The sequence below is a fragment of the Eggerthella timonensis genome (genome assembly GCF_900184265.1).
Taxonomy (GTDB): domain Bacteria; phylum Actinomycetota; class Coriobacteriia; order Coriobacteriales; family Eggerthellaceae; genus Eggerthella; species Eggerthella timonensis.
The window spans coordinates 1,934,130-1,950,628 of the sequence record NZ_FXXA01000002.1; the positions used below are offsets into that span (position 1 = coordinate 1,934,130).

16 protein-coding genes are annotated in these 16,499 nt (G+C 69.9%); 11 read left to right on the top strand and 5 right to left on the bottom strand.

The genetic code is table 11. The features are described from left to right. The first annotated feature begins 166 nt into the window (after positions 1-166). Complete coding sequence (locus C1A15_RS07875; RefSeq protein WP_087191961.1) at positions 167-829, top strand: response regulator transcription factor; 663 nt, start codon at positions 167-169, stop codon at positions 827-829. Next, the gene (locus C1A15_RS07880) at positions 817-2,256 is read left to right on the top strand and encodes a HAMP domain-containing sensor histidine kinase (RefSeq protein ID WP_101722048.1); all 1,440 of its coding nucleotides are present in this window, start codon (positions 817-819) and stop codon (positions 2,254-2,256) included. Before C1A15_RS07875 ends, C1A15_RS07880 begins: the two co-directional genes overlap by 13 nt. A gap of 78 nt (positions 2,257-2,334) precedes the next feature. On the opposite strand, the gene C1A15_RS07885 is transcribed toward C1A15_RS07880, so the two are convergent. Then, positions 2,335-2,919 carry a type 1 glutamine amidotransferase family protein gene (locus C1A15_RS07885; protein WP_101722049.1) on the bottom strand — a complete coding sequence of 195 codons (585 nt, stop codon included), beginning with the start codon at positions 2,917-2,919 and terminating at the stop codon, positions 2,335-2,337. Between the two features lie 61 nt (positions 2,920-2,980). Next, positions 2,981-3,862 carry a helix-turn-helix transcriptional regulator gene (locus C1A15_RS07890; RefSeq protein WP_101722050.1) on the bottom strand — a complete coding sequence of 294 codons (882 nt, stop codon included), beginning with the start codon at positions 3,860-3,862 and terminating at the stop codon, positions 2,981-2,983. 930 nt (positions 3,863-4,792) lie between these two features. Here C1A15_RS07890 and C1A15_RS07895 point away from each other — a divergent pair. The 5 genes from C1A15_RS07895 (at position 4,793) to C1A15_RS07915 (ending at position 11,344) form a co-directional block, all read left to right on the top strand. After that, positions 4,793-5,908: a helix-turn-helix domain-containing protein gene (locus C1A15_RS07895; protein ID WP_101722051.1), complete on the top strand. Its 1,116-nt coding sequence runs from the start codon at positions 4,793-4,795 to the stop codon at positions 5,906-5,908. After that, positions 5,905-6,615, top strand: coding sequence for an ABC transporter ATP-binding protein (locus tag C1A15_RS07900; RefSeq protein ID WP_245864970.1), 711 nt, complete (start codon positions 5,905-5,907; stop codon positions 6,613-6,615). The genes C1A15_RS07895 and C1A15_RS07900 overlap by 4 nt, the downstream gene beginning before the upstream one ends. Further along, entirely contained in the window at positions 6,596-8,116 is a 1,521-nt protein-coding gene (locus C1A15_RS07905) for a hypothetical protein (protein WP_245864971.1), read from the top strand. Before C1A15_RS07900 ends, C1A15_RS07905 begins: the two co-directional genes overlap by 20 nt. Before the next feature lie 418 nt (positions 8,117-8,534). Further along, positions 8,535-11,000: an excinuclease ABC subunit UvrA gene (locus C1A15_RS07910; protein ID WP_101722053.1), complete on the top strand. Its 2,466-nt coding sequence runs from the start codon at positions 8,535-8,537 to the stop codon at positions 10,998-11,000. Between the two features lie 17 nt (positions 11,001-11,017). After that, positions 11,018-11,344: an MmcQ/YjbR family DNA-binding protein gene (locus C1A15_RS07915; RefSeq protein WP_101722054.1), complete on the top strand. Its 327-nt coding sequence runs from the start codon at positions 11,018-11,020 to the stop codon at positions 11,342-11,344. Here the strand turns inward: C1A15_RS07915 and C1A15_RS07920 are convergent. Continuing rightward, complete coding sequence (locus tag C1A15_RS07920) at positions 11,341-12,270, bottom strand: EamA family transporter (RefSeq protein ID WP_101722055.1); 930 nt, start codon at positions 12,268-12,270, stop codon at positions 11,341-11,343. The two genes, C1A15_RS07915 and C1A15_RS07920, sit on opposite strands and share 4 nt — an antisense overlap. Before the next feature lie 489 nt (positions 12,271-12,759). Between C1A15_RS07920 and C1A15_RS07925 the strand changes: the two genes are divergently transcribed. Beyond that, positions 12,760-14,109, top strand: a complete 1,350-nt coding sequence (locus C1A15_RS07925; protein WP_101722056.1) for a DNA polymerase Y family protein — start codon at positions 12,760-12,762, stop codon at positions 14,107-14,109. A 365-nt stretch (positions 14,110-14,474) separates the two neighbouring features. Continuing rightward, complete coding sequence (locus C1A15_RS07930) at positions 14,475-14,783, top strand: outer dense fiber protein 1 (protein ID WP_101722057.1); 309 nt, start codon at positions 14,475-14,477, stop codon at positions 14,781-14,783. Positions 14,784-14,787: 4 nt separating this feature from the next. Here the strand turns inward: C1A15_RS07930 and C1A15_RS07935 are convergent, their stop codons facing one another. Both C1A15_RS07935 and C1A15_RS17410 read right to left on the bottom strand, forming a co-directional pair. Continuing rightward, complete coding sequence (locus tag C1A15_RS07935; protein ID WP_180953035.1) at positions 14,788-15,075, bottom strand: HigA family addiction module antitoxin; 288 nt, start codon at positions 15,073-15,075, stop codon at positions 14,788-14,790. Continuing rightward, positions 15,062-15,247 carry a type II toxin-antitoxin system RelE/ParE family toxin gene (locus C1A15_RS17410; protein WP_101722059.1) on the bottom strand — a complete coding sequence of 62 codons (186 nt, stop codon included), beginning with the start codon at positions 15,245-15,247 and terminating at the stop codon, positions 15,062-15,064. Before C1A15_RS17410 ends, C1A15_RS07935 begins: the two co-directional genes overlap by 14 nt. 366 nt (positions 15,248-15,613) lie before the next feature. Here C1A15_RS17410 and C1A15_RS07945 point away from each other — a divergent pair, with 366 nt between their 5' ends. Both C1A15_RS07945 and C1A15_RS07950 read left to right on the top strand, forming a co-directional pair. Then, a complete protein-coding gene (locus tag C1A15_RS07945) occupies positions 15,614-16,057 on the top strand; it encodes a GNAT family N-acetyltransferase (protein WP_101722060.1) in 444 nt (147 codons plus the stop codon). Positions 16,058-16,153: 96 nt separating this feature from the next. Next, the gene (locus tag C1A15_RS07950; protein WP_101722061.1) at positions 16,154-16,495 is read left to right on the top strand and encodes a TfoX/Sxy family protein; all 342 of its coding nucleotides are present in this window, start codon (positions 16,154-16,156) and stop codon (positions 16,493-16,495) included. Positions 16,496-16,499 lie beyond the last annotated feature (4 nt).

Consider the following 16,499-nt stretch of genomic DNA (forward strand, 5'->3'; position numbering starts at 1 on the left):
CCGCCGATCCGCATAGTCGCCCGAAACACACGCAAAACGGCCTCCAAGCGTGTGTTCGGGGCGACTATGCGGATCGGGGGCGGCGGGAAGCGGGCAGTGAGACGCGGGGCGGCGGGACGGGTTTGTCGCCTCATGCTACACTCGACGACGAAGGAAAGGAGCGAAGATGGCGCGGATACTGGCGGTGGACGACGAGCCGGCGATCAGGAGCCTGCTTGAGCGCACGCTCGGCAAGGACGGTCACGACGTGCGCTGCGCGGCATGCGCCGAGGAGGCGCTCGCCGCGCATCCCGAGCGCTACGACCTCGTGCTGCTCGACGTGATGATGCCCGGCATGGACGGCTTCGAGCTGTGCCGCATCGTCCGCGAGCGCACGGACGCGCCCATCGTGTTCCTCACGGCGAAAGCCGCGGAGGAGGACGCCGTGTTCGGCCTCGGCGTGGGCGCGGACGACTACGTGCGCAAGCCCTTCGGCGCGGCCGAGCTGCGCGCGAAGGTAGCCGCCCACCTGCGGCGCGAGAAGCGGGAGCGCGTGTACGCCCTCGCGTTCGGCGACGTGCGGCTCGACCTCGCGGCGCGGGAGCTGTACGTGGGCGAGGCGCGCGTGGCGCTGACGAAGACCGAGTTCGACGTGTGCGAGTTCTTGGCGCGCCACCCCGGCCAGGTGTTCTCGCGCGACCAGATCGTCGAAGGCGTGCTGGGTTGGGGCGCCGAAAGCGACGCGGCCACGATCTCGGTGCACGTGAGCAACGCGCGCGCGAAGCTGAAGGCGGCGGGCGCGGAACCCGTGCAGACCGTATGGGGGGTGGGGTACAAATGGATCGCGTGAGCGGAAGCGGAACCCGGCGCGGCCGCAGGTGCGGTCTGCCGTTGAGCCTGGTCATCCTGCGCTACTTCGCCTACGTGCTGGCGGCGGCCGTCGCGTTGGCGCTGGGGACGTACCTCGTGTTCGGCATCCTCGTCGGCACGGGCACGGTGTATCCGGCGAACTACGGCGACACGGCGCTCGCGGAGACGTCGGCGCGCCTGGCTGAGCTGCCGAGCGACGATGCGGAAGCCGTCGACGACGCCGTGCCGTCGAGCTTTCGCTGGGCCCTGTTCGCGCAGGACGGCGCCTACGTGGCCGGCGATGCGCCCGAACGTGCGCGGGACGATCTCAAGGCGGCCGCCTTCGACGGGCTCGCCATCGCCTACGGAGGGTTGAGCACCACGCGCTACGAGCCGGTGGAGCTGGCCGACGGCTCGGTGTGCGTGCTGACGTACGACTACATGCCGCAGTTCGCGTCGAAGGGGCTGCGCGACGCGCTTCCGAACCCGCAGAACCTGCTGCTGGGAGGGTTCGCCGTGCTGGCGGTGCTCGTGCTCGTGTCCATAGCCGTGCGCGCGGCGCGCGTGCTGTCGCGCAAGATGGCCCCGCTTGCGGACGCTGCGCGCCGCATCGAGGAGCGCGACCTCGACTTCGAGGTGGGGGCGTCGGGCGTGCGCGAGATCGACGACGTGCTGGGCGCGATGGACGAGATGCGCGCCTCGCTCAAGCGCTCGCTCGAGGCGCAATGGAGAAGCGAGCAGGCGCAGCGCGAGCAGATCGCCGCGCTCGCGCACGACCTCAAGACGCCGCTCACCGTGGTGCGCGGCAACGTCGACCTGCTGCTGGAAGGCGAGCTGTCGGACGAGGCGCGCCCGTGCGCGGCCGATGCGGCCGAGGGCGCGCGTCAGATGGGCACGTACCTGGCCGCGCTCATCGACGCGACGCTCGGCGACGCCGCGGCGTTCGCGCCGGTCGAACGTCCGCTGCGTCCCTTGCTCGAGCGGTTGCGCGCGCAGGCCGAGGCGCTTGCGGCGTGCGGCGGCGCGCAGGTGGCGTGGAGCGAGGGCGCGGGGCTGCCCGAGGCGCTGCGGATGGACGACGCGCTCGTGGAGCGCGCCGCGATGAACGTGGTGGCGAACGCCGTGGAGCACGCGCCCGCCGGCTCGACGGTGGAGGTGCGCGTGCGGGCGGACGAGGCGGCGGGCGCGGGCGGCATGCTCGCGGTGAGCGTGGCCGATGCGGGGCCCGGCTTCTCTCCCGAGGCGCTGGAGCGCGCCTGCGAGCGCTTCTACCAGGGCGATCCCGCTCGCACCGCGCGCGGGCACCGCGGGCTGGGGCTGCACGTGGCAGCTCAGGCCGCCGCCCGCCACGGCGGCTCGGTGGAGCTGGCGAACCGCGAGGACGCGGACGGCGGCGCTTGCGTGACGCTGCGGTTTCCGCTGGGCTAGGGGCGCCCGCTCCCACGTGCGGAGCGGGCGCCCTGGGCGGTCGAGCGCCCCTTCGCGGCAGGGGCGCCGCGTCCGGCGCTACCCGGGGTAGAAGCCGTCCTTGTGGAGCTTGAACCAGGCATCGGGGTCGTCCTTCGCGCCCAGCTCGCGCAGCACCTCGCGCGCGAACTCGAGCGCGGCGCTGCCGTTCGCCGTGACCACGCCGCGGTCGGCCACCGCCTGCGCTTCCACGAAGTGCTCGGCGCCGCGGTAATGGGGTGCGCACTGCTGCACGTACTCGAGCGTGTTGCCCGTGTGGGAGCAGTCGTCGAGGAAGCCGCGCTCGGCCAGAAACGCGGCCGCGTTGCAGATGCCTCCCACGAGCGCCCCCTGCTCCCGCGCACGGCGGACGAGGGGCTCAACGGCGTCGATGCCGCTCGTCGGGTCGAGCCAGGGGTTGCCTCCGATGAGCAGCAGGGCGGCGAATTCCTCGGGGACGTCGTCCAGCGCGTAGTCGGGCACCACGGCGATGCCGCCCATCGAGCGTTTCGGGGCATGGTCGGGCGCGACGGTTTTCACCTCGAAGGAGTCGGTTTGGTTGAGCTCGGCGCACACGTACGAGCTTTCCCAGTCGGCGAAGCCGTCGAACACGTAGACGAGCACGGTTTTCTTCGGATGCTGCATGGTGGATCCTTTCCTTAGGGGACGAAACCCATAGTACGGGAGCAACCATGACAGCTGTATGTCATGGTTTTCGAATATGTGCGAGATCGCCCAGGAATCCGCAGAGCCTTTGCACCCAGGCGGCGTCGTCGGTGCGGAAGCGCGCGACGCCGGCGGCTTCGTCCGCTCCGCGTTCGAGGAAGCGCGCGTCGATGGTTTCGACGAGGGCGAACTCGTCGGCCGCCTCGTAGTCGAGCTCCACGAGGAAGGTGCCCGGAACGTCCTCGTCGGGCGGCAGCAGCAGCGGGGCGTGCGGGGCGGAAAGAGCGAGCGCCGGGGTGTCGCGCGGTTCGAACGTTTCGCCCAGCACCTCGAGAGCGGCGATTCGTTTGAGCTTGAACAGGCGAAACGCCTCGCGTTCTCGGCAGAAGGCGTGGAGGTACCAGCTCGATTGCTTGTAGACGAGCCGCGCCGGCTCCACGGTGCGCGCGCTGCGCCCCGACCGCGCGATGTACTCGATCCGCGCGCAGCGCCGCTCGCGCACGGCGTCGAGCAGAAGGGCGAGCTTCTCTTGCGCGATGCCGTCGGCGAACCAGGACGAGAGGTCGAGGGCGATGGGGCCGCCGGCGGCGACCTGCGCGTTCGCGTCGGCGCCGGGGACGAGCCGGGCGATGAGCTGCGTGACGGCCTGGTCGCCGTCGACGCTGCGCAGCCCGTCGAGCGCCGCGTACAGCGCTGCCGCGTCGTGCGTGCTCAGCAGGTCGCGGCGCACCTTGAAGCCCTCGACGACGCCCACGCCGCCGCCTGCGCCCGGGAACGTGACGAGGGGCACGCCCGCCTGTCCCAGCGTGTCGAGGTCGCGCGCGATCGTGCGCGTCGACACCTCGAACCGCTCGGCCAGCGCCCCGATGGTCGTGCGCTGCGCATCCGCCAGCACGCACATGATCCCGATGAGCCGTTCCATCCGCACGGGTCAGCCCCGCCTCGCCGCGCGCGAGGCGGCCCATGCGACGGCCTCGTCGGTCGCACAGCCGCGCGGCTTCGCCGCGAAGTCGTGCGGGGAGGCGAACCGCTCCCAAAGCGCCTTGTCCATATCCGCCCCGTCCTTTCGATCGCGCCTAGTGCATGCGCTTCCAGCTTACCATGCCCGCGACGCGACAGGATGTTTCACGTGAAACAAATGTTCTGACTTCCTGCTTGGCGCATACTGCCCGATGGATCGCCTGCGCCTCCTTCCCGAGCCTTGCAGGGGCTCGCATGGCGGGAATCCGTCGGATTCGGAAGATGCACGCCGGGTGCGCCGTGCAGGAGGATCGTGCTCCGCATGGCGCTCGGCCGCCGCGATACCGCATCCGCGCGTCCGGACGTTTTTGGAGACGAGGCTTTCCCGGCTTCGTTCGTTAAGGGGGGATCGAGTGCTCGGTGCGCGCTGGATTGCGCTCCTGCAGTGTGTATCAGATCGCGCTCCTGCAGTGCGCACCGGATTGCGCTCCTATATGTTGCAGAATCGGAGTTTTGGCAGGAGGTCTGCACCTTTTGCGGCAGAGCAAAAACTGCGACCAGGCGTTTCGTCGACGAGCGTCTCGCCGAACGGCTCTCGTACCCGTAAGAGACGGGGAATAGCTGCCAAAAACCCGATTTTGCCACGCATAGCCAGGGATTGGTTGTCAGGCAGCGCGCCGCGGTCGCACGGGCACGCGCACGCATGGCTCGTCCGCTGTCGGCGTCGTCGTCGGTGCCGAAGGCGTCAGTCGCACGCGCATGCGCGGTTCGCCCGTGCGCTCGGACGGTTGACGGGCGGCGGGTAAAGTCAACCGTTGCTCGCTTGCGTCAACCGTTCGTGTTCCCTCATACTGGAAGCACGAAACGGGCGCGGCAACGGAAGGGAACGCGCATGCACGACATCAACTTGGGAGCCACTATCGCGCGCGAGCGGCGCGCGGCCGACGTCACGCAGGGCGAGCTAGCGGCTCACCTGGGCGTGACAAAGGCGGCCGTGTCGAAGTGGGAGCTCGGCCAGAGCATGCCCGACGTGGCCCTGCTGCCGCGCATCGCCGCCTACTTCGACCTCACGCTCGACGAGCTGTTCGATTACCGGCCGCAGCTGACGGCCGAAGAGGTGCGCGACGTCTACCTGCGCCTGTTCGCGCAGATGAGCGAAGATCCGGACGCGGCCCTCGAGAGCGCCGACCGGCTGGTTGCGGAATACTACTCCTGCTGGCCGTTGCTGCAGCAGATGGGCGGGCTCTACGTGCAGCGCGCCGTGTTCGACACGGAGCATCCGGACGAGCTGTGCAAGCGCGCCATCGGGCTGTTCGAGCGCGTCGAGGAGCATGCGGACGACGTGGAGCTGGTGCGCACCGCCCGCATGATGCGCGCGTCCACGATGAACATCCTGGGAGACGTCGACGGCTGCATCGCGCTGTTCGAGAGCCTGAAACCCGAAAGATCCATCGGCGTCGAACTGCTTCTGGCCGCCACGTACGAGCAGAAAGGCGACCGCGAGGCCTGCCTGAAGCTGTACCAGGAGTCGATGGGCTGGGGTGTGATAAGCGTCATGAGCTGCTTGAACGCCCAGCTGCCGCTGTATGCCGACGACGCCGCGCATCGCGATGCGCTCGCGCAGGCCGGGGAAGGCATGCTGCGAGGGTTCGATCTGGAAGCGGAGAACCCTATGTCGGCGCTCGCGTTTCTGGCGAGCGCTTCCGCCGCGTACCTGCTCGCGGACGACGAGGAGCGCACGAAGGCCTATCTGGAGCGCTTCATCGCGCTTTTGGGAAGCCTCGATGCGCGCAGCCTGCTGTACGGCGCGCGCCAAGGCGTGCTCTACGATCTCGTGCCCGAGCTGACGGCGTCCGATCCCGGCCAGGAGCAGGAGAAGGACGTCCAGGTCGCGGCGCTCGATCCCAAGCAGCTGGGCAAGCAGCTGATCACGGCTCGGCCGGCATGGGTCGAGCATGCCGACGACGCGCGGTTCCGGCCGCTGCTCGACCGTTTGGAGGCGCTATGATGAGCGGGGCGGGCGAGACAGTGCTGCGCGTGGAGGGCCTTGCGTACCGCTACGGGAAAACCGACGTGTTCGACGGGGCGTCCTTCGTGCTGCGAGCGGGCGAGGCGGCGTTTCTGACCGGGCCGAACGGCGCGGGGAAGTCGACGTTGCTGCGCTGTCTTGCCGGATGGGACGCGCCTGCCGAGGGACTCGTCGAGCTGTGCGGCGCGCGCTTCGACGGCTCGGACCGCGCGCAGCGCAGCCTGCTGGCGTTCGTGCCCGACGTGCCCTCGTTCTACGACGACCTCACGGCGGGCGAGCACATCCGCTTCGTGCGGCAGGCGAACCGCCTCGACGTCGCCGCCGACCCGTCGGACGGGCTTATGGCCCGCTTCGGCCTCGACGGCCAGCGCGATCAGCTGCCCTCCTCGTACTCGCGCGGCATGCGCCAGAAGCTCGCGCTCGTGCTGGCGTTTGCCCGCGCTCCGCGCCTGCTGCTGCTCGACGAACCCTACGGGCCGCTCGATCCGGGCGCGGCGGAGGTGCTGAGCGCGCTCATCGAGGAGGCGCGCGACGCCGGCGCCGCCGTTCTGGCGAGCTGCCATCACGACGTGCCGAACCTGAGGCCCGACAAGCTGGCGCGCCTCGAGGGCGGTCGCTTGGACGTGCGCGACGTGGGCGACGTGGGCGCCGCGCAGGACGGCGACGATGGCGGCGACGATGCGTGACGTCCGCCTGCTGCTGTGGCTGCGCGCGCGGCATGCGCGCTCGACGCTCGACCGCGCCCTGCACCTCGCGGGCGCGGGCGTCGACGGCGGCGGTCGGGGCGAGCGCGCCTACCAGCTGTACGTGGCAGGCGTCATGGCCGTATGGTTCGCGCTCATGGCCGCTGCGCTTATCGACGCGATCCAAGGGTCGTTCGCGGGCGTCGGCATCGCCGTTTGCGCGCTCGCGGTGCAGGGAGCGTTGCTGGTGCCGGTGCTCGTCCTGCTGTGCGGCGGCATCGCGGGCGTGCGGACGGCGCCGTTGAAGCTGTCGCATCCCGACATCGCCTATCTGGCTGCCAGCGCGGTGAGCGCGCGGGCGCTTGTGGGCGTGACCGCAGGAGCGCAGGCGCTCGCGGCTGCGGCCGCCGGGGGCGCGGCCGGGTTCCTGCTGGGCGTGGGGCTTGAGAGCGCGGCCGTGCTCGCGGCCCCGCCGGGCGCGGTGGCGCTCGCGGGCGCGGCGCTGGCGGCTGCCGCAGCGGCGCTCGGGTGGATCGCGGGACTCGTTCGGCTGGCACGCCCGCGCTGGACCGGGTGGAGCACGGCCGCTGCGGCGCTGGCGCAGGCCGCCGTCGCCGCCGCGTGGTGCAGCCTCGTGCTGAGCGCGCACACCTCCGCGCTGCTGGCTCCCGCGACGTTCGCCGCGCTCGCCGCGGGCGGGGCCCTCTCCCTCGGTGCCGCCGCGTTCGTCCTTGCCCTGCTCGCCCCGCGCGCGGACATGACGCGCATCATCGACGAGAACTCCCTGCACGCCGACCTCTGCCAGTTCGGCGCGCTGTCGCCTCTCGACCCCAACGACGTCGCCGCGTACCGACGGCGCCGCAAGCTGGCCGACCGCCCGGTGCGGTTCTCCCTGCCGTCGGGGGAGGGCCGTCTCGCCTTCGTGCAACGCGCGGCGCTTTCGCACGCGCGCCAGTACGACGGCCTTTCGAGCCTCGTGATGCAGGGGGCGTTCGTCGTGCCGCTCGGCGTGCTCGCGCTCCTCGGCGCGGGCGGGCCCGCGCTGTTCGTGTTCTGGCTGCCGGCGGCCGTCCTCATGCCGCAGGGCGTGCGCGAGGCCACGCGGGCGTTTCGCGACGACCTGCGCATCCGGCTCGTGCGCGACCGTCTGCCGTTCGGCGCACTCGAGCTGCTCGTGCTCGACACGCTGCCCGCGTTCGTCCTGACCACAGCCATCGCCTGCGCGGTCGCCGCAGTGGCGGCCCCAGCAGGAGCCTCCCCGGTTGCCGCCGCCGCGCTCGCGGCGCTGGTGAGCGCGGCTTCGCTGCTCTGCTGCGGCCTCGACGCGGTGCGCCTGTTCCCGGGCGGCCCCCGCCTGTGCTACGAGTACGGCGCGATCGCGCTTGTCGGCGTGGGCTTCGCGCTCTCGCTGTTCGCGCCGACGGCCGGCGTGGCGGCCGGCGTGGCGCTCTTCGCCGCCGCGGTCGCCCTCCTCGTGCGCAACGGGGTGGAGTGCGCGCGCTGAGGACGGGCGGGTGCGCGCGGACGCCGAGCGATGCGAAGCTTCGGCGCTTCCAGAGGAGAGCCCGGTTTTGTCGTCCGAGCCTTCTGAATCTGGCACGAATTTCGAGGTAGGGGAATGTTATCCAGGGAGAACATGGGGGATTGTTCGATGCGATAGATCCCGACCTGGGGAAACGCTTTGCAGGTTGCGCGAAGGGGGTCCGAAAGGGCGCCTGAATCCTTGTTGGGATTCGCCTACCTCGAAATTTGTGCCAGATTTCCGCGTCCCGCCCTGCAGGCGACACCCCGTGCTCCGCCCTCCTCGTCCCGTCCCGCCCTCCGCGCTCGGCCCTTGCCCGCCGCTCCGCGCCCGTGCGCCTCGCCCGTGCTTCGGGTACAATGGCGATCTCTCTCAACGCCGTCGGTAGAAAGGACGCCCTATGCCGAGCATCGCCATACGGAACGCGCACGAGGGGAACCTCAAGGGCGTCTCGCTCGACATCCCGAAGGGTAAGCTCGCGGTGTTCACGGGGCTGTCGGGGTCGGGCAAGTCGACGCTCGTCATCGACGTGCTGTTCAACGAGTGCCAGCGCCAGTACCTCGAGGCGCTCGGGCTCGAGGGCATCCGCAAGCCCCAGGTCGACCGCATCGCAGGCGCGTCCCCCGCCATCCTCGTCTCGCAGACCGACGCCAACCGCAACCCGCGCTCCACGGTGGGCACCATGACCGACGTGTACACCGACCTGCGCATGGTGTTCGAGAAGCTGCACGTGCGCACGTGCCCGCATTGCGGCGCGACCATCGGCTCGGACGCGTGCGAGGAGGAGACCGAGAAGCGGGGGAGCGACTTCTTCGTGTACATGCGCTGCAGCGCGTGCGGCCGGCGGATGCCCAAGCTCACGCGCACGCAGTTCTCGTTCAACACGAAGGAGGGCGCGTGCCCCGCGTGCGAGGGGCTGGGCACGACGCTCGCCATCGACCTGGCGGCGGTGCTCGACGAGGCCCGTTCGCTCGAGGACGGCGCGGTGGACTTTTGGACGGGCCGCTACCGGGACTACCTGATCGAGACGCTGCACGCGGCGTGCCGGCGCTACGGCCTGGACGTGCCTGCGGGCGTGCCGGTGGAGCGGTTCGACGCGCTGCAACGGGAGATCCTGCTCAACGGCACGGCCAGCCCGGCGCTCGTCGAGGCGCGCCCGCGCATCGCCCCTCCGAAGACGACGGCGGAAGGGAAGTTCGAGGGCGTCCTGCCGCTCTTGTGGCGACGCTACGCCGAGCGCGAGGGCGCTTCGAAGAGCCTCGAGCGTTACTTCACGGCCGAAACGTGCGCGTCGTGCGGCGGCGAGCGCCTGGGCGAACTCGGGCGCGCGGCCACGGTGGACGGCACGCGGCTGCCGGAGCTGGCCGTCGCGTCGCTCGAGCGCATCCTCGCGTGGGCGCGCGCCCTCGACGCGTCGCTCGCGCCGACGCGCCGCGCGCTCGTGGCCGATTACCTGCGCGACGTGCAGACGAAGCTCTCGCGCTACCTGCAGGTGGGGCTCGGCTACCTCACGCTCGACCGCCAGACCATCACGTTGTCGGGCGGCGAGCTGCAGCGCATGCGCCTGGCCAGCGTGCTCGACTCGGAGCTGTCCGGCGTGATCTACATCCTCGACGAGCCTACCCAGGGCCTCCACCCGCGCGACACCGAGGGCCTCGTGGCGGTGCTGAAGAAGCTGCGCGACCTGGGCAACACGGTGCTCGTCATCGAGCACGACCCCGACGTCATGCGCGCGGCCGACGTCATCGTCGACATGGGGCCCGGCTCGGGCGCGCACGGCGGGCGCATCGTCGCCTCCGGCACGCTCGCCCAGATCGCCGCCGAGCCCGCGTCGGCCACGGGGCGCTACCTCAACGCGCCGCCCGCGCCCGAAAAGGCGTTCCGTCCCGCCGGCCGCACCGCCGTGGACGTGCGCGGCGCGCGCCTGCACAACCTCAAGGGCATCGACGTGCGCATCCCCGCCGGCTGCCTGACCGCCGTCACGGGCCCGTCGGGCTCGGGCAAGTCCACGCTCGCCTTCGAGCTCATCGCGCGCGGCGACGGCGCGTCCGCGGGCGGCGAGGTGCGCGGCTGCGCCGCGTTCGACCAGGTGGTGGACGTGGGACAAGCGCCCCTCGTGAAGATGAAGCGCTCGAACGTGGCCACGTACGCGGGCGTGGCGGCCGACATCCGCACGCTGTTCGCCGCCACCGAGGGCGCGGCGCGCGCCGGGTTCGCGCCGAAGCATTTCTCGTTCAACGCGCCGGGCGGCCGCTGCGAACGCTGCGAGGGCTTGGGCACGGTGACCAGCAACATGCTGTTCTTCACCGACGTCGAGGCCGTCTGCCCGGCGTGCGGCGGACGGCGGTTCTCCGACGAGGTGCTGGCCGTCTCCTATGCGGGGAAGTCCATCGACGAGGTCATGCGCCTGTCGGTGGAAGAGGCCGCGGCGTTCTTCGGCGCACAGGCCGACGGCGCGGCGGGACGGCGGCTCGTGCGCACGCTCGGCCTGCTGGAGGACGTGGGGCTGGGCTACCTCATGCTGGGCCAGACGCTCACGACGCTGTCGGGCGGCGAGGCTCAGCGCCTCAAGCTGGCGAAGGAGCTGATCGGGGGCAAGGGCCGCACGAACCTCTACCTGCTGGATGAGCCCACGACGGGTCTGCACCCGCAGGATGTGGACCATTTCCTGGCGCTCGTGGACCGTCTCGTGGACGCGGGCAACACCGTCGTGGCAGTAGAGCACAACCCGCAGGTGATCAACCGCGCGGACTGGGTGATCGACCTGGGTCCCGACGGCGGCGACGCGGGCGGCGAAGTCGTGTTCGCCGGCACGCCCGCCGACCTGCGCGCCTCGGGCCGCGGCGCGACGGCTGCGTACCTGTAACGGGAGGGGATGATGGAATGAAGACGAAAGACGAGGTGTTGGCGTACTGCCTGGACATGCCCGGCACCTACGCCGACCAGCCGTTTCGCGACAAGAACTGGACGGTGGCGCGCCATTGCGGCAGCGCCAAGGTGTTCGCGTGGGTGTTCGAGCGCGACGGGTGCGTGTGGGTGAACGCGAAGTGCGACCCCGAATGGCGCGACGCGCTGCGGCAGCGGTTCGCCTCCGTGGTGCCGGCGTACCATCTGAACAAGACCCATTGGAACTCGATCATCCTCGACGGCACGGTTCCCGACGAGGACGTGCGCAGCATGCTGCTGGAAAGCTACGAGCTCACGCGCTAGGCGGGATGCTCCGCGGCTTCCTCCGCAGGCTCGGCCCGCGCCTTCATGTGGGGAAGCTGCGAGATGGCGATGCCGGCGAGGATGGCGACGATGCCGACGGCCTGGAGCGCCTCCACCGGCTCGCCGATGACGAGCGCGGACAGGGCGATGCCGCAGGGAAGCTCGGAGGACGCCATGATGGCCGAGAGTCCCGGCGTCAGGCGCGGCGTGGCGATGCCGAACAGCACCACGGGGACGAACAGGGCGCACAGCCCCAGGACCAGGCCGAACTTCCAGATGCCGTCCTGCAGCGCGCCGCTGGCGAAGTAGTCGGGGCACAGCGCGAAGCCGAGCGCGCACGCGCCCAGGCACACGACGAGCCCGCGCTGGATGGGCGGCAGGCCGCGCCCGACGCGGCTCGAGAAGAACATGAAGAAGGTGCAGCTCGCGGCCGAGAGCAGCCCGCACGCCACGCCGACGGGATCGAGCGCCCCCACGTCGCTCGAGAACGCCCTGCTGGCCAATAGCGTCCCTCCCAGGATGACGGCGACGGCGACGACCTCGGCCGCGCGCGGGCGGCGGCGCACGACGACCAGCTGGAGGACGATGCTCATCCACGTGAACTGGAACAGCAGCGTGATGGCCACCGACACTGGCAGCAGGGTGAGCGCGTAGTTGTAGAGCACGGTTCCGATGCACGTGTTCAGCCCGAGGGCCAGAAGGGCGAGCACCTGTTTCGGCGAGAGCGGAACGAGGCGCCTGCCGCGCGAGCGTTGCACGAGCAGCGCCGCCGCGAACAGCAGCGTGGCGAACAGCGCCTGGCTTGCCACCGTCTGGGTCCAGGTGAAGCCGGCGGCGTAGGTGATCTTGACCGTGGTGGCTTGAGCGCCGTAGCTGGCGCCGGCGAGGAAGACGATCCCGGAGTATTTCAAGGTGTCCTTCTGCATGGGGCCATTCTAGCGCATGGCGGGGCCGATCGGGCGCGGGGCGCGCACCCTGCGCCGCCGGCGGACGAGGGCGGCTGCGGAGGCATCGCGGATTTTCGGCGATTTCGCGTCGATATGGCTATCCTCGTGCGGCTATAAAGCGAGCATGCGTCCGTGTGACCAGGGGGTTCTCGCGAGCAGGCGGCGAAGGCTCCGTCCAGCGGTTTCAAAACCCTCGCATATCGGCGCGATCTTGCCAGGTTCTGCCAAGCTCGTCCGCCCGGGCGGCGAGCGGCGCCGTCGAGCGGTGGGCCGCCCGGCCGTCCTATGTCCGCGCCCCGGTCCTCGCATCGGTTCGCTCATGGGGTAGGTAACTTATATATCACCTGATGAATGCACGTATTCTCTCGCTGAAACTCCACGGTCTGTTCGCTTGCGCGCCTCGCGATAGTGTGCGAACATGCGTTCTCGTACAAAACTGGAGCACGGGTGCGGAAGGCGGCGAGGCGCATGGCGGCAGCAAGCGAGCGGGGCGAGAGAGGCGTCCCCGAGACGTTCGGCGGGCGCACGATCGGCTCGCCGGAGGGCGTCGACGAGCACCGCGTGATCTTTCATTCGGACATGAACGCGTTCTACGCGAGCGTCGAGCAGGCCGAGCGCCCGGAGCTGCGCGGCGTGCCGCTCGTGGTGGGCGGTCACGAGGAGCTGCGCCACGGCATCGTGCTGGCGAAGAGCGCGCTCGCGAAGGCGGCGGGCGTCAAGACGGGCGAGGCGCTGTGGGAGGCGCGCGCGAAGTGCCCGGGGCTCGTGGTGGTGCCGCCGCGCTACGAGGTGTACCAGGCGTACTCGGCCATGGCGCGCCGCATCTACTACCAGTACACCGACCTCGTGGAGCCCTTCGGCCTCGACGAGGCGTGGCTCGACCTCACGGGCTCCCTCGCGCTGGCCGGCGGCGACGCGGCGCGCCTGGCCTGCGAGATCAGCGGACGCGTGAAAGCGGAGCTGGGCTGCACGGTGTCCGTCGGCGTGTCGTGGAACAAGATATTCGCGAAGTTCGGCAGCGACTACAAGAAGCCCGACGCGGTCACGTTCGTCACGCCGGAGAACTACCGTCGCCTGGTGTGGGGCGCCCCGGTGAGCGAGCTTCTGTACGTCGGCGCCGCCACGCGCGCCAAGCTGCACTCGTCGGGCATCGACCGCATCGGCGACTTGGCGTGCGCCTCGCCCGAGCTGCTGCGCCGCCGCCTGGGCAAGGTCGGCCTCGTGCTGCGCGCGTTCGCGCGCGGCGAGGACGCGACGCCCGTGAAGCCTTACGACGCGGCGAGAAACGAGGTGGACCGCACGGTGAAGAGCTTCGGCAACGGCTTGACCGCGCCGCACGACATCGCGAGCGCGTCCGATGCGAAGGCGCTCATCTACCTGCTGTCCGAGTCGGTGGCGCAGCGGTTGCGGGAGGCGCGCTTTCGCGCGTCCACGGTGTCCATCGGCGTGCGCAGCGCGGAGGATTTGGCCAGCTACTCGCGCCAGACGACGCTCTCCCGCGCCACGAACGTGACCGGCACCGTTGCGCGCACGGCCTGGGACCTGCTCGCGGCCAACGAGCCGCTCGACGAATCGCGGCCCCTGCGCGGGCTGCACGTGCGCGCGTCGAACCTCGAGCCGATGGACGCGCCCCAGCAGCTCGAGCTGCCCTTCGACGCGCGCCGCCGCGTGCTGGAGGACCTCGACGAGACGATCGACGGCCTGCGCCGCCGCTTCGGCAACACCTGCATCCAGCGCGGCGCCGAGCTGCTGGACGAGAGCCTGCTCGATCTCGACGTCAAGAAGGACAACGTCGTGCATCCCGTGGGGTATTTCTAGGGCGAGGGCTCGCGAGGACGTCGTCCTGCGCGGAGGCCGTGCCCTGCCTGACGTCCTGGGCGAGCGAAGCGAGCCTGCGGCCTCCGTTCGAAACGGCGGCATGCCCCCCTCGACGTCGTCCTGCGACGGGCCAGCGCGGGCGCAAAAGAGGAGCCCTGACGATTTTTCGAGGACTCGTCGGCATCGAACGGGCGAGCCGTTTTCGTCCACCAGGCGTTTTTGCGGGCGGCAGGGGGGTCGTGCGACGGTTTTTCGGTCGGGAGATTGTCAGGGCTCTCGATGTGCGCCCAATGGAGCCGGGCGCCGACGAGGCGTGGGGTGAAGAGCGCGAATCGAGAAGACGAGGAAGATGGGGGCGAACGGGCATGGTGCGGGGGATCGCGGCGCGGCGGAAGCGGTACGTGGAGGTGGAGGCGACGTTCCTCGAGGACGGGCGCATCCTTCCGCGCGCCGTGGTGTGGCACGACGGGCGGCGGTTCCCCGTGCGCGCCATCCTGGGCGTGCGACGGTGCGCGTCGCTCAAGGTGGGCGGTTCGGGCGTGCGCTACGACGTGCTGGTGGGCCATGCGCACACGTTTCTGTTCCACGAGGACCCGCGCTGGTTCGTCGAGGAGATCGTTCCCGAGCCCGCCGACCCGCCTCCCGACGACGCCAGCGGCGCCTGGGGCGCGTGACGGTTTAGCGCACCAGCACCTCGACATCGGGAAATTCCCGTCCCTCGAGTGCTTTGATCTGGTACGTCGTCTGGAGGCGCAGCCAGAAGTCGGGCGTGGTACCCAGCGCTTTGCCGATGAGGCAGGCCATTTCGGGCGTGATGGCGCGTTTTCCGTGAACGATGTCGGAGACGGCCGATTGCGGCTTCCCGATGGCTTTGGCAAGGCGGTACTGCGATATGCCCAATGGGTCGAGGAACTCTTCTTTGAGTATTTCTCCCGGAGTGGAAATGCACCCGTCAGTGGTAGTCAACGAACTCAACTCCTTCGATCCCGTACTCGGTCCAGGTGAAGCGCAGTCGCCACTGCCGATTCACCCTGATGCTGTACCGGCCGGCTCGATCGCCCTCGAGGCGTTCGAGCCTGTTGCTCGGGGGAATCCGCAAATCGTTGAGGGAGCCTGACGCCTCGGCGGCGTCGAGCATCTGGAGCTTTACGGAAAAGCGCTTTGCGAAGCTCGGGCGGCACGCGTCGGGGCTTGAACCTCTCGCAATCGATCCAAAACGATTCGATGTCGCGTTCCTTGAATCTCATAAGTGGCTCCTACACTTCTGTAAAACAGAATGCTACTGCAAAACGGATGTAACGACAAGGGGAGACGGAACGAATAGGGTAAAAATGGAAGTATATCATGTTTGAACTGGTGTTTTGTCTGCTGGGTCTTACAGGTAACCGATGCTGATCCAGCGTGTTTCTAGCATGCCTGCTCAAAGGCCCCATTAGTATCCGCCCTCGGTCGGGTAGAATGGGGACGTTTCAGAACGGCCCGGAAGAAGAAGGAAGGAGCGCCTGTGCATATCGAAACGCCTGCCGAGCGGACGCCCGAGCTGGTGGCGGCTCTGACCGACGTGTGGGAGCGGTCGGTGCGCGCCACGCACGACTTCCTCTCCGAAGACGACGTCGCAGAACTGCGCCCCGAGGTGGGCCCGGCCATCGAAGGCGTCGCCGCGCTGGCGGTGGCGTACGCCGACGGCGCGCCGTGCGGGTTCGCGGGCGTGCAGGACGGCAAGCTGGAGATGCTGTTCGTGGCCCCGGAGGCGCGCGGGCGCGGGGCGGGGCGCGCGCTCTTGGCGCACGCCGTCGAATGCGAGGGTGCGACGACGCTCGACGTGAACGAGCAGAACCCGCAGGCGCTCGGCTTCTACGAGCATGCCGGCTTCCGCGTGGAGGGCCGCTCGCCCCTCGACGCCGCCGGTCGGCCGTTTCCGCTGCTGCATATGCGCCTCGGCGCCTGAATGAGACGGAGGGACGGGGTAATTGTCTCATTTTGCCCGCAAAATGAGACAATTACCCCGTCCCTCCGTCTCACCCCGTCCGATGAAAGGATCCGCATGACTACGAGTAAAGAGTACCTCGCTTACGTCCTCGACCTGCTGGCAGAGGTACCGGGCGTGTCCCATCGCGCCATGATGGGCGAGTACCTGCTGTACGCCGACGGCAAGCTGTTCGGCGGCATCTACGACGAGCGTCTGCTCGTGAAGGACGTGCCGACGGCGCGCAGCCTACTGTGCGTCGAGGCGATCCCCTACGAGGGCGCCAAGCCCATGCTGCTCGTGGACGGCGAGAACCCGGGCGAGATCGCGCGTCTCGTGGAGGCCATGCTGCCCGAGCTGCCCGCCCCGAAGCCCCGCAAACGCGCGGCCTCCGCGGCTGCGAAGACGAAGGGCCGGTGATCCT